This window comes from Pedobacter sp. 22163, assembly GCF_052045595.1.
Classification (GTDB): Bacteria; Bacteroidota; Bacteroidia; order Sphingobacteriales; family Sphingobacteriaceae; genus Pedobacter.
In genome coordinates this window covers 197,153-211,136 of the sequence record NZ_JBQEPM010000002.1, presented here as the reverse complement: position 1 = coordinate 211,136, position 13,984 = coordinate 197,153, and the positions used below count along the sequence as shown (strand labels likewise).

9 protein-coding genes are annotated in these 13,984 nt (G+C 39.1%); 7 read left to right on the top strand and 2 right to left on the bottom strand.

Going from position 1 to position 13,984, the window contains the following annotated elements:
* Window position 1: 1 nt before the first annotated feature.
* The 3 genes from ACTJKN_RS05445 to ACTJKN_RS05435 all read left to right on the top strand — a co-directional run bounded on the left by ACTJKN_RS05445 (window position 2) and on the right by ACTJKN_RS05435 (window position 4,601).
* Window positions 2-3,055 carry an efflux RND transporter permease subunit gene (locus ACTJKN_RS05445; RefSeq protein ID WP_440823348.1) on the top strand — a complete coding sequence of 1,018 codons (3,054 nt, stop codon included), beginning with the start codon at window positions 2-4 and terminating at the stop codon, window positions 3,053-3,055.
* A 109-nt stretch (window positions 3,056-3,164) separates the two neighbouring features.
* Window positions 3,165-3,938 carry an SDR family NAD(P)-dependent oxidoreductase gene (locus tag ACTJKN_RS05440; RefSeq protein ID WP_440823347.1) on the top strand — a complete coding sequence of 258 codons (774 nt, stop codon included), beginning with the start codon at window positions 3,165-3,167 and terminating at the stop codon, window positions 3,936-3,938.
* 48 nt (window positions 3,939-3,986) lie between these two features.
* A complete protein-coding gene (locus ACTJKN_RS05435) occupies window positions 3,987-4,601 on the top strand; it encodes a TetR/AcrR family transcriptional regulator (protein WP_440823346.1) in 615 nt (204 codons plus the stop codon).
* 9 nt (window positions 4,602-4,610) lie between these two features.
* Here ACTJKN_RS05435 and ACTJKN_RS05430 read toward each other — a convergent pair whose 3' ends face one another.
* The gene (locus tag ACTJKN_RS05430) at window positions 4,611-5,792 is read right to left on the bottom strand and encodes a PepSY-associated TM helix domain-containing protein (protein WP_440823345.1); all 1,182 of its coding nucleotides are present in this window, start codon (window positions 5,790-5,792) and stop codon (window positions 4,611-4,613) included.
* Window positions 5,792-8,260, bottom strand: coding sequence for a TonB-dependent receptor domain-containing protein (locus ACTJKN_RS05425; RefSeq protein ID WP_440823344.1), 2,469 nt, complete (start codon window positions 8,258-8,260; stop codon window positions 5,792-5,794). Before ACTJKN_RS05425 ends, ACTJKN_RS05430 begins: the two co-directional genes overlap by 1 nt.
* Before the next feature lie 190 nt (window positions 8,261-8,450).
* Here ACTJKN_RS05425 and ACTJKN_RS05420 point away from each other — a divergent pair, with 190 nt between their 5' ends.
* From ACTJKN_RS05420 to porV, 4 genes are all read left to right on the top strand, one after another.
* On the top strand, window positions 8,451-11,480 hold the full coding sequence (locus ACTJKN_RS05420) for a ligand-binding sensor domain-containing protein (protein ID WP_440823343.1): 3,030 nt from the start codon (window positions 8,451-8,453) through the stop codon (window positions 11,478-11,480).
* Window positions 11,473-12,117 (top strand): response regulator, encoded by a 645-nt coding sequence (locus ACTJKN_RS05415; RefSeq protein ID WP_440823342.1) that lies wholly within the window; start codon window positions 11,473-11,475, stop codon window positions 12,115-12,117. The genes ACTJKN_RS05420 and ACTJKN_RS05415 overlap by 8 nt, the downstream gene beginning before the upstream one ends.
* A gap of 181 nt (window positions 12,118-12,298) precedes the next feature.
* Window positions 12,299-12,790, top strand: a complete 492-nt coding sequence (locus ACTJKN_RS05410; RefSeq protein ID WP_440823341.1) for a T9SS type A sorting domain-containing protein — start codon at window positions 12,299-12,301, stop codon at window positions 12,788-12,790.
* A gap of 30 nt (window positions 12,791-12,820) precedes the next feature.
* Complete coding sequence (porV, locus tag ACTJKN_RS05405) at window positions 12,821-13,963, top strand: type IX secretion system outer membrane channel protein PorV (RefSeq protein WP_440823340.1); 1,143 nt, start codon at window positions 12,821-12,823, stop codon at window positions 13,961-13,963.
* The last annotated feature ends 21 nt before the right edge of the window (window positions 13,964-13,984 follow it).

Below are 13,984 nucleotides of genomic sequence, written 5' to 3'. Positions count from 1 at the left end.
GATGAAAATTACAAATTTTGCTGTAAAGAACTACCAATTTACCCTGATCATATTTGTGCTTGTGGCAGTGGTGGGACTGCTTACGCTCTTTACCATGCCTCGCTCGGAAGATCCGACGACCCACCCTCCGCAATATCTGGTAACGGTAATCTACCCTGGCACCAGTCCGAAGGATATGGAAGAACAGGTGGTAAAACCCATAGAAAATAAGATCTATGGGCTGGAGAACATCGATAAGATCCTGACCACGGTTGAAGATGGCGTAGCAGCGATACAGATCAAGTTCAAGTATGGTGTTGATGTGGACAACAAATACCAGGAAATATCAACGGAAATCAATGCGCTGAAAAACGGTGAGCTTCCAAAGGACATTTATCAGATCAAGACCGAAAAAATTGCCTCGTCAGATGTAAAGATTATTCAGGTTGCGCTGATTTCAAACACCGCTTCGTCTAAAATATTGCGCGACAATGCAGATAAATTGAAGACCCAGCTGGAAAAGATCACCAATCTGAGAGAGGTAAAGTACACCGGAATGCCAGAGCAGGAAATCCGCATCGACATGCAACTCGATAAACTGGCCCAGCTAAAAATACCATTAAATCTGGTGATAGGCAGCCTACAAAGCGAGGCGGCTGATATTCCAGGAGGAAGCATCAATATAGACAGTAAGGTCTTTAATGTAAAAACCAGTGGCAAGTTTAAAAATGTTGAAGATGTCGCCAATACGATCATTTATAATTCCAATGGAAAAATAATATACCTGAAGGATGTCGCCCATGTTAGCTATATGGACGGCACCATTAACCACATTACCAGAATCAATGGACAACGCTGTATATTGGTTACCTCTTCGATGAAGAATAACGTGGATATCAGTCAGGTTAAGAAAGAGTACACTCCTGTGTTAGAACAATTTTCTCAAACCTTACCACAGAACATTAAAATGGTCAAAAATTTTGACCAGGCAGACATGGTATCAAAGCGGCTGGGACACCTGGGCTTTGATTTTGGATTGGCTATACTATTGGTGGTGGTTACCCTGTTGCCATTGGGCTTCAGACCATCACTGATCGTGATGATTTCCATTCCACTCTCTCTGGCCCTTGGTCTTATTGCAATGAACCTTTTAGGCTTCTCACTTAACCAGCTCAGTATCGTTGGGCTTGTGGTAGCATTAGGGCTATTGGTTGATGATAGTATCGTTGTTGTAGAGAATATCGAAAGATGGTTAAGGGAAGGCCATTCCAGAAAGGATGCCATTTTAAAGGGTACCAAGCAGATTGGAGCAGCTGTTGTAGGTTGTACCGCAACGCTTGTGATTGCATTTTTACCATTGGCTTTTCTGCCTGATATGGCCGGAGAATTTATCCGAAGTCTGCCTATGGCCATTATTACCAGTGTCCTGGCCTCTATGATCGTAGCGCTTACACTCGTGCCTTTTATCGGCAGCAAGATCTTGAAAACCCATACCCATGGGGAAGGAAATTATTTCTTAAAAAAACTGCAGGGCTTTTTAACCTGGTCGTATCGTGGTATTATGCCATTGGCGCTAAAGTGGCCGAAGGTAACCATTAGTATTTCCATTGCATTAAGCGTATTGGCCTTTTTACTCTTCCCACTGGCAGGGTTTAAACTTTTCCCTACCTCAGAAAAGCCGATGTTTCTGATCAATATTAAAATGCCGCTACAGGCAAATATCCCAGAAAGCGATAAAGCTGCAAAGCTGGTGGAAATGGAACTGAAAAAGCATAAGGAAATCGTTTACTACACCTCTAATGTAGGAAAAGGCAATCCACAGATCTATTACAACGTGCATCAGCAGGATATAAAACCGGATTTTGCACAGATTTTTGTGCAATTGGAAGAAGAGACAAGCCCAAATGACAAAACTGAACTGATCAAAACGCTTAGAAGCAAATTCACTGATTTCCCCTATGCAAAAATAGAAGTGAAGGATTTTGAACAGGGTACACCGATAGAAGCTAATATTGTGGTCAGGGTTTTTGGAGAGAATCAGGATACACTGCGATCGCTCTCGTTCAAAGTGGAGGAGCTGTTACGTAAACATCCAGGTACTTTTTTCATCAACAATGAACTCAATGCCTATAAATCAGATGTAAAGATCAAAATTGACAAGGCAAAAGCACGGACATTGGGCGTACTGACCAGCGACATTGACAAGGTGATCAGGTTGGCTGTTGCCGGATTGACTGTTGGGGATTACATTGATGACAGGGGCGATTCGAGGAATGTCGTAATCACCATTCCACGTGATAAGTTTTCAAATCTTAATGCATTGAAGAACCTTTATGTGAACAATATCCAGGGTGCACCAATTCAGATCGATCAGATTGCAACCATTGGGCTGGAAACCTCTCCAACTGCAATTAACCATTTCAATAAATCACGGTTTGCAAAGGTTACCTCGCTCACCAAGGATAATGTTTTGGCAAACGATATCCTCAAGGATATTGTGCCCGAACTCAACAAATTAAAAATGCCAAAGGGCTATTATTATAAATTGTCTGGGGAGGCCGAATCGGAAGGTGATGCGCTGGGCGGAAATTTCCTTTCGGTGATCATTCTGAGTACGTTCCTGTTTATCGCTGTGCTGCTGTTACAATTTAAGACATTTAAGGGCATCATTATCGTTTTATCAATTATTCCATTAGGCGTTTTGGGCGGTGTGATATTTCTACTAATGACAGGAAACCCGATGTCGCTGGTATCTATCATTGGTTTTATCGGTTTATCGGGCATACAGGTAAAGAATTCGCTGTTATTGGTTGATTTTACCAACCAATTGCGGGAAGATGGAAAAAGCATAGATGAGGCGATCCACATTGCCGGAGAAACCAGGTTTCTACCTGTTGTACTTACTTCTATTACGGCCATTTGTGGTCTCATCCCGATTGCCATGAATCCCAATCCACAGATAGCGCCACTTGCTATTGTACTGATTGGGGGGCTGATCAGCTCTACCATATTATCAAGGATCGTTACCCCGGTAATGTACAAGCTTATACCTCCACAATTGCACGAAAAGATATAATATGTCAAAATAGACGGGAAGACTTGTTTCTGGAATTGAGGCTGTTCTTGATTAACCTGATTAACCGCATACTTAAAAATTAAAATTACTCACATAAATTTTACTAAAGATGAAAGAATACATATTAATTACCGGTGCTTCCTCAGGAATTGGCTACGAAATGGCGAATGAATTGGCAGCTAAAGGGTTGAACCTGATCTTGGTTGCCCGTACAGAGAACAAATTGCAGCAAATGCAGGCAGAGCTAACGGAAAAGCATGGCAATCTTGTTAAATATTTCGCTGCAGACCTCTCTGATGCAAATGTTGCTAAGGAGCTGTACAAAAAAGTTAAAAATGAAAACTTATTGGTAACTCATCTGGTAAATAATGCAGGCATAGGCAACTATGGTAGTTTTACTGAAACATCATTGGAAGTAGAATTGAGTATGATCCAATTAAATATTTCCAGTTTAGTGGTATTAAGCAAGCTTTTTGCACAAGATATGGTAAGCCGAAAATCTGGTAGAATTATGAATGTAGGCTCTGTGGTTTCATTTTTACCGATGCCATATTTTTCTGTTTATTCTGCAACCAAAGCTTTCGTAAAGGCGTTTAGTGAAACACTCGATGCTGAATTGGAAGGTACTGGGGTTGACGTTCTGTCCCTTTATCCCGGAACGGTGGATACTGGGTTTACCACATCTGAAATGCAGACTACCAATTTGCACAAAACCAAACCGATGCATCCAAAAGATGTGGCAATCCAAGGCGTGAAGCACCTATTAGAAGGAAACGGGAAAAAAGTTGTGGGTTTTCAAAACTGGTTTAACACCAAACTTCCAAATTTTGTTCCTGATGATATTATGATGAAGATTAAAAAAGCGCTGGCAAGCCAGAAATGAAAATAGTTTAGTTAGTGTTGTTGGATATCCTTACGAAATTTATATGATATGTTAAATCGAAGTACGATAACAGATGCCGCTATACAGCTTTTTTTACATTTTGGAATTGAAAAAACTCCCCTTAAAGATATAGCCAAATCCTTAAGGGTGAGTATTCCATCTCTATATTGGTATTTTAAAAACAAAGACGAGCTGGTGATCTGTGTTCTAGAAAAAATAATGGATGAAGAACGTCTTTTAATCGCAAAGCAGTGTAGACGATATAAGTCGCTATCCAATTTTATCGATGAATTGGTTGAAATAAAGCGTTTAACATTTGAAAAATATAGTCGGCTATTCCATTCCCCAGATTACTTAACAAGGATAGGTTTTTTAGACAACTTGGATTTATCAAGAAGAGTATGTGTGACTGAAAATGTTAATTTGGTTTCAAAATCTAACTTTGTGAAAGATGACAATAGCCCCCATATGTTTAAGGGGATATTCATCCAGTTCTTAAGGGAACTCGATTTGATATTTCTGAACGATGCAGCCACAGGAGCGAGATTTAACGGATCAGGCTTTTCAAAAAGAAATGCCATCTCTAATCTCATAAGTCAAAAAACTTTATTTTTTCTATCTGAAATATTAGATAAAAATATCATGGTTCAAGATCAGATTTAACGTCCATTTTTAAGCATTCAAACCCATCTTGAGCGAAGACTTAGGCTTTTTCCTCCTTTTCCCCAACCAGATCAGAAACCCCGAAATCGGAAGGGAAGCACAGATCAAAGCAGCAAAAAAAGCCAATAGCTGTGTGCCCAGACCATATATTCTACCTGTATGCATCGGAAGATTTGAATTTCTCCATTTCATGCCCAGCGTTTTTTGTGAATGTGGTAAAACATCGATTATCTTTCCAGTCCTACCGTCATAAAAATAATAACTAACACCCCGCCAGCCATCCTTATTGCTCTCAATACTAACAAATGAGGTCGAAACCTTATTGGTTTTAGTTGGGATGCCGATTCCGATCTCCGACCAGTCGCCTTTTAGTTTTTTTACCAGGTCATAATGGATGAGGTCAATCTTGTTTAATGTCGAATCACGAACATTGATTGTAGGCAATGTCCTCGCAAAACCGACCTTCCCCTTGTCTCCCAAAAGTTTATAAATGCCGGTTTCCCACCATTTGAACGACCATACCAAACCTGTAATTGCAATAAGCATCGCCACTGGCAGAACATAAAACCCCAATGAATTATGCAGATCGTAATTTACCCGTTTCCATTTTGCATTCCATTTGATTGTAATACTTTTTTTAAACTGCTTGTAGTTTTTTGGCAGCCAAAGGATAAAACCGCTGATCAGCATCAAAAGAAATAGAAGAATGCAGGAACCTACTATAAGACTTCCGATCGGTTTTACCAATAACAACTGTCTGTGCAGCTGCTCAACGATATTGAAAAATTCATAACGGACATCAATTATGCCAAGAACCTTTCCTGTGTACTGATTCACATAAACATCATTTAAATACTCAAACTGGCTAAAGTACCAAAGATTGATCTTTTCCTTTTTATTAACCTTAAAACCAGAAAACACATAGCTTTTGTTGTCTGCTGAAATCTTCACATTTGAGAGGACTTTGCCGGGGCCAACCGCTTGTTGAGCAATGGCAAGCAATTCAGAAACCGGTTTCGGCTGGCCAGCTTTCTGAACATAAACAAAATCCCGGTTAACGGTATTAAATATCTCCTCATTGAATACATAAATGCATCCCGTGATGGATACAACCACTACAACAACTCCCGTTACCAGCCCTATCCAAAGATGGAGCCAGCCGATAATCTTTTTGAATTTACTTTTGGCCATTAAAATGAATATCCAACCGTTAGCATATAGTTCTCTGGCTGCCCCGGAAATAACCGTAGGTAATCGTATCCGCCCACCCAATGTTTTTTATTGCCGATGTTATTTGCATTTAGCTGAAGCTGGAGTTTGCCGATATTATAGAACAGCCCGGCATTAAGAAGCGTGAAAGATGGTATGGTAATCTGATTTTCAGCAGAAAATTTTGCATCATAGTTCAGGTTTCTTTTGTCCATATAATTTATTCCTAACGCTATACCAAAACCTTTGGCTGCTCCATTAATGAAATTATAACGGGTCCATAAATTCGCGGTATTTTTGGGTGCATTGGGCTTTTGCAATCCAACTTCACCTACAGTACCGCTTTCAAGAATCTTTGCCCTGTTATATGAATATGATGCAATTACATTCCAGTTCGGCATAATTTTTCCAACCACATCAACTTCGAAACCTCGTGACTGCTCATTCCCTATCTGCCTTAATACATCAATCACTCCAGGCGTTGCATATAGCGCTCCGGTCTGCTTAATCTGATACACAGCGGCGGTAATGCTTAGTTGATCCCTGAGCCAGCTGGTTTTTGCACCAAATTCGATCATATTGCTTTTCAAGGGATCGAATGGCCCACCTGCATTTGGGTTTGATATGGTTGCAGAAGTCTGAGGATTGTATCCCTCAACGTAACTTCCATAAAAATTGATATTTGAATTAATAGTGTACACTGCACCCAATCGTGGTAGCCAGGCATGTGAATTGGCTTTCGCCTCGGTTTGCGTTTTATAATTGGCAAAATCAGTATAGTATTCGTAACGCACTCCAAGTAAAACCTGCAGCCCACCAATTTTTAACTGATCCTGAATATACCCTGAGTTAAGATAATAATATGCTGGGGCAACTACAGATTGAGCAAAGAAAAGTTTGCTGTCATCCTGCATTCTTTGAGATGACAACGGATCATTCAGGTTAAAGTGCGGAACATTGGGCACTGGATTTCCTGCAGCATCAAAGAGATACCTGTCCTTATTGGCGACCACATAGGTAGGGATAGAGCCGTTATTCGCTGCATTTCTATAACCACTCGCTGTCATCTGCGAACCGCCTACAGGTGTTTTTTCACTCCCAAAATCATAACCTGCTACGATCTTATGTGATACCGGCCCGGTTTTAGGTGTGTAGTTTACATACCCCGAGAAGTTATCAATAAAACGCTTGCGTTTTCTGATCTGAACATTCATTCCTGCGAGATTATTGATCACAGCGCCATTGCCATCAACACCATAAGAATTGGAAGTACGGTGCTCATTCAGATCTTCCGAATATCCTGTTTTAAGGTATGAAGCATTCAGGCTCAATACATCGCTGATCTTATGGGTAATGGAGATAGTTGCATTATAGGTTAGTTCGTTCAGGTAATCATTTGTGGTATTCAGGGATAAGGACTGAGGGGTCGAATTTAAATCAAAACTTCCAAAAATCGGCTGCCCCCTGTCAAGCCTGCTTTTTGAATCGGTATATACCAGATCAAAGTTTATCCTCGTTTTTTCAGACGGGACAAATGTAAGCGAAGGCGCTATAACAAAGTTCCTGTCAAACATTAAATCCCTGAAAGTTTCTGCATTTTCATAGCCAAGATTTAAGCGGTAAAGCAATGTGCTGTCTTTAGACGCCGGTCCGGTAAAATCGGCAAGCCCGCGGAATGTGTTGAAACTTCCCATCGTCAAACTGATGGATCTTCTGGTTTCATCAAGCGGCTTTTTGGTTACCCGGTTTACCACACCACCTGGGCTTGCGTTTCCAAAAAGTGCAGAAGACGGACCTTTTAGCACTTCAACCCTTTCCAGATAATTGGCGAGCGACTGTTTCCAGAAACCTGTACTTGTCCTTAGTCCGTTCAGCAACTGGGTATTGCTCTGCCCGTTTACACGAAAGCCACGGATGGTTAAGTCATCATAAAAACTGAATTGATTTACCCCGCTAAAGTTTTTCACCACCTCACCAACGCGCATCAGACCCTGATCGGCAATCAATTCCTTACTGGCATAGGAAACAGATTGAGGAATGTCTTTGAGTTCATTTTCAATCTTACCAATAAAGGTAGCCTTGGTTTTATAGGCTTTTTCTTTACGCCCGGTAATTTCTACCTGCTGAAGATCCGAATTTGATTCGGCCAGAACAACATTTTCATCTGTATCCCCACTGATTTCGATTGTTTTGACCGATTGTCTATAACCGATGAAATTGAAATGTAAAATTAACTTGCCCTGGCCCACGATTAACTTGTAGTAACCTTTGTTATTTGTTGAGGTTGTTAATTTTGTATTCTCAACACTGATGGTAGCACCAGGAAGTGGGTTTCCCTGACTATCACGTACATATCCCTGCAATTTTGCGGTCTGTTGCGCAGAAGCACTGTATGAGAGAAACAAAAAGAAAAAAAGGCATAATGCCGTGTGGGTAAAGATTATCTTCATGAAACAAGGATTAAATACTATTTAGACTTATTAAAAATAAAGGTACAAACATAGCGTTTTTTTGTCTGGTTGTTAAATAAAAGTTCATAGAAGTCGATCGATTCAGTTAATTATATTTTTATATATTTAAATTTAAATCATCCCATATTAACATCTCATGCGCTTTGTTATTCCTTTTTTCAGATTTATTTTGATAAGAAGGTTATACTGTATCTGCTGTTTTAGCTTCTTACATCTTTCTGTTTCCGCTCAAAGAGAACCTAGCTTATTATTTAAGCACCTTACCCTTGAAGATGGTTTAAGCGACCCGACAATACGGACATTACATACCGATAAAGACGGATTTTTATGGATTGGCACTGAAAATGGGTTGAACCGTTTTGATGGTAAAACCTGTATCACCTATAAAAGGAAAAATAACGCAGACCCTTTTCCGGGAAATTACATCACCAACATTATTGAAGAAAGAAATGGCGATCTGATTATCGGCTCGCAGCGCAACCTGGTGAAATATTATCGGGTAAAAGATAATTTTAAACGGTACGATTTCGGAAAAAGGATAAAACTGAACGAAAACTACTACGCTTTCCCCTTTTATATAGATAAACAGCAAGATCTTTGGGTATATCTTGCTGGTAATGTTTATAAATACAGCAATAAAGGAAATACTACTCAATATGTAACAACCTATTCTAATGGATATCTTTTTAGTCCGGCTCCATTCTACAATAAGCTGGATTGGTTTGTTAGCAGAGGTGTAAAAGGCATTTATATCAACAAGGCCGATGATGTTAAGGGGCAGCAACATCAGGAGTTTTTTATGAACAGCACCAATGAAAACCTCAATAGTCATATTGAAGATGTATATTTTGCATCCGACAGTTTGCTCTGGCTTGCCAGCGATAAGGGATTGATAAAACTAAATATAAAAACCAAACAGCATGAGCGTTTCAATAGCTGTAAAACGAGCAGTAACCTTTCTATAACGGCCATCGCAAAATACCCCAACAAACCTTGGCTTATTGTAGGTACCAGAAGAAATGGCTTACTTTTGTTCGATTTAGGAACGAAAAAGTTTTTTGCTGAGTATAACCACCAGTCTGATAATTCGTTTAGCCTATCAGGCAATTATATCCGAAAAATTTACATCGATCAAAAACAGAACCTGTTCGTGGGCATTAATGGTTATGGCCTCGATTATACCAATTTAAATAAAGTAATTTTTTCACGGTATCTTGATAAGGATGATGTTTATGCTAATTCCGAAAACGATGTAAGTGTAATCTTACAGCCTAAAAATGGTCAATACTGGTGCGGAACAAAGAATGCCGGCTTGCTTATCTATCGTACAGATTTAACAAAACCACTTAAACATGAATTTTTAAACCACGGAATTGCCCAACTCATTGAGCTAGATAATGGCAATATTTTAACTGGACTTTATAATGGTCTTTTTTTTATTTACGATATCCAAAAGCAAAAATTCAATCCATTTAAAATAAAGTTTTCAGAAAAGTTAAACGGAAAGGTTCAGATCAACCAGATTTCAAAAATAGGCCCTGATTTATTTGCTGCTACCGAATATGGTGTAGCCAGGGTTATCATTAAACCAGAAAACGTGTTATATTTTGAAATGGATCAGGGCATTAACCATGCAGTATTATGGCCCAATATACAGCGGATAATACCTACGAAGAATAATCAGGTCATCATCCAAACCTATTATACATCCATATATCTTGCGCAATTAACAGCCGGAAAATTTGTTTTCATTAAAGAAATTACCAGATCGCCTTATGGTATAAATGGCAGCATTACAGTTGACAAAGCTATTTACCTGGCTACAACCTCGGGGCTTTTAAAATTCAACCCAACTACAAATGCCATAGAAAAATTGGCATTGGCAGATCTAAACTGCCGCAGTGTTTTAGCAGATCAATATAAAAACCTGTGGGTAGCAACCAGCAATGGTCTGTATTTCTACAATACAAAAAGCAATAATCAAACCCGTTATAACATTAGTGATGGGCTACAGAGCATGGTTTTTAATCCTAACGCTGCTGCATTACTTAAAAATGGGCTATTGGCCTTTGGGGGGATCAATGGGATTAATGTGATAGATCCAAAAAAACCGAATGTTTATACCAGTCATTCCAAACCCCAGATTACCGACATTCTGATCAATGACCAGATCCATCAGGGCATTGGCAACCCGATTACAGCCAAAAGCTTAAAACTGCACCATGATGAAAACACCATCACAATTGCTTTCAGTACGATGGATTTCATTAACCCTACACACAGAAAAATAGTTTACCAAATGATTGGCTATGACAACAAAAAGGTTAGTGTTTTGGGCAGCAATAGCATCCGGTTTCCAAATATGCCGCCCGGCAATTTCAAACTTGTACTCACAGATGTTTACAGTAATAAAAAAACTATTTTAACCATAGTAATCAACGCTCCTTTTTGGCAAAAGAACTGGTTTATTGCGCTGTTTATTGTTAGCTTAACGATCATTTCACTGCTCACACTCTTTATTTATTTAAGATGGGTTAAACATCGTCAGATGCTGCAATTACGTCAAATGATCAACTTTCAAAAAACGGACAGAGAAAGAATAGCCAATTATCTCCATGATGAATTAGGGTTAAAGTTATCCTCGTTAAAGCATTACCTTTTAGCTGGCGACATTAATAAAATGATCGATGGTGGCGAACTCCGTAAATTATCAACAGAATACATTGATTCTTCCGTGAGTATGCTCAGAACAACTTTGATTAATTTAAGTCCTAAAACGCTCGACGAAAATGGCTTGATTACTGCATTGGAAGATCTTATCGATAGCATCAACAAATTAGGCATTATAAAAATCCATTTTGATTATTCGGGCTTTATCGTCGCACTTAAAAGTACGCCTGAGTATGCCATTTACAGGATTTGCCAGGAATTAATTTACAACACCATAAAACATGCTGAAGCAAAAAATATTCATATCGTAATTATCAACCGCCACGAAAAGCTGATTTTGCTTTACGAAGATGACGGCAAGGGATACGATTCTCAAACCGCAAAAAGAGGTTATGGCCTATTTAATATTGAAGCACACATCCATGCTATAAAGGCAGAATTGAATACCGATACTGCAATTGGAAGAGGCGTTGCCGTTACCATTACACTTAACCTAAAACGGATTTTAAAACAAAGAATTAATGATTAAGCTACTAATCGCAGATGATCATAACGTGTTAATTAACGGGCTAAAACTTATTTTGGCCGTAAGGAAAGATTTTAAAGTAATCGCAGTAGCCAATAATGGAGCTGAAGTGATCGATCTTGTTAAAAATGAAAGGCCGGATGTAATACTGTTAGACATCAATATGCCGGTTTTAAACGGTTATCAAACCCTTAAAATTATCGAATCAGATTATCCAGAAATCAAGGTAATCATACTGTCCATGCTTAATGATAAAAGAAATGTGCTGAATATGCTCGAAGCCGGCGCCAAAGGTTTCCTTTTTAAAGATACAGATGATAAAAACCTATTTAAGGCAATTGATTACGTTTATCAGGGAGCGTACTATGTATCAGACGGCCTGGAAGATATCCTCGAAGAATTTTTATGCGATAATAAATATCCGGGCAAAAAGAATAAACACATCCTCTCCTCCCGCGAGCTTGAAATTGTTAGTCTCATTGTTGAGGGCAATACCAATGCCGAAATTGCCGATCTGCTTTTTTTAAGCACCAGAACAGTTGACACGCACCGTAAGAATATTTTTTACAAACTCAATTTAAACAATACTGCATTGCTGGTTAAATATGCTTTGGAAAACAAGGCATTTCTAGGCTTATAATAAGCGCTGTTCATAAAAAAAATACCGTAAAAAGCGTATTGAATTAATTGATTGATTTATGTCAATTTGTAGCGGTCATCCATTAACACTCATCCTTTCTACCTATTGGGCGGTGAAATTATGGTTGAATTTATAGAATGCTAATTCTATAAAACCTAACTAAATAACTTTCCTGCGCTCTATGAAAAAGATACTTTTATGCTCTTTAATTTTTTCCCTGTGCTTATTTAAATCTTATGGTCAGGCCGCGCTTACCCGCAGTGTAGTAGCCAGTACAGGTGGCAGTGCTCCGGTGGGCAATACATTGGTTCAGTTTACCATTGGCGAAGTAGCCACCCTCACACTCCAAAATGCTGGTATTATGCTTACCCAGGGCTTCCAGCAGCCAGAAATTACCGTTTCTAACTTTGTTCCCAATGCAGTTGGTAATATGCGGGTTTATCCCAATCCGGCCATTGGAAAAACAAAAATAGATTTCGACTTATTAACCGATGGCAAAGTGATCATCAATTTGGTTAACAACGCCGGTCAAATTGTGCACTCCAGCTCAGTAAAAAGTTTAGCCGGAAAAATCGAATATATAATGCCATTAAACGGACTAGCTTCAGGAAGCTACCATGTTGTACTTTATGTCAACTACCGTACATTCTCTGAAAAACTTATCATCCAATAAACTTTATTGCTAACCATCTAAAATACCTCCATGAAAACGCTTATCAAAACTGCATCGGCTGTACTGATTTTGCTTTGTTTGGTCAATTATGCAAAGGCTCAGCTTCAAAATCAATATAGTACGGTAACAACCGGCGCTGCATTTTTATTAATTAGTCCCGATGCACGGAACTCAGGTGTTGGCGAGGCAGGAACCGGATTAACCAGCGATGCAAATTCTAATTTTATTAATGGTGCAAAACTTTCGTTCGCAAATAAAACAGGTGTAAGTGTTTCTTATGTGCCTTGGATGATGGAGATTGACAAAAACCTCCATCTAGGTAATTTAAATGCCTACCATCAGTTAAATGATAAAGAAGTAATCGGCGTTTCACTAAGATATTTTGATCAGGGTAACATTAATTTCCGTGATGAAAACGGTGGACTTCTGCAGCAATACAATGCCAATGAGTTTGCTATCGATGGCACGTACTCCAGAAAATTCGGAGAAAATCTTGCCATTGCATTAACCGGTCGTTTTATCAGGAGCGACCTGGGCAATGGAACATTTAATGGTTTGCAGGTAAACCCTGTTAATGCCTATGCAGCTGATATTAGCGTATACTCAGAAAAAACATTAAATAATTCGCGTTATGCCTGGGGCCTGAGCCTAACCAACATTGGTACTAAATTAAAATACTCTTCAGGTGCTACAGTTGAATCATTTCTACCCATGAATTTACGTATTGGAGGCGGGTACACCCTGTTAAAAAACAAATCAAACAGCCTGACCTTTCTTGTAGATGTAAATAAATTAATGGTTCCCTCTCCACCAAGATATAAAGTGGATGCAAATGGAATAACAACAAATGAAATTGAAAAGGGAAAAGATCCAACCAGAAGCGTTCCCAGTGCGCTGTTTACTTCTTTTTTTGATGCTCCAGGCGGTTTTAGAGAAGAAATATCAGAGTTTACCATTGCCGGCGGGATGGAGTTTGCCTACATGAACCAGTTTTTTCTCCGTACGGGATATTTTTACGAAGATCCCGACAAGGGGAACAGACAACATGTTTCGGTTGGCCTTGGTTTAAAAGTAAAAACTTTTCAGTTCGACATGAGTTATGTAGCGCCCACAGCAAGGCGTTATGTGCTTAGAAATGGAATCAAATTTACTTTAAGTTATGCTATTGATTAAATTTTAAACCTCAAAAACAAT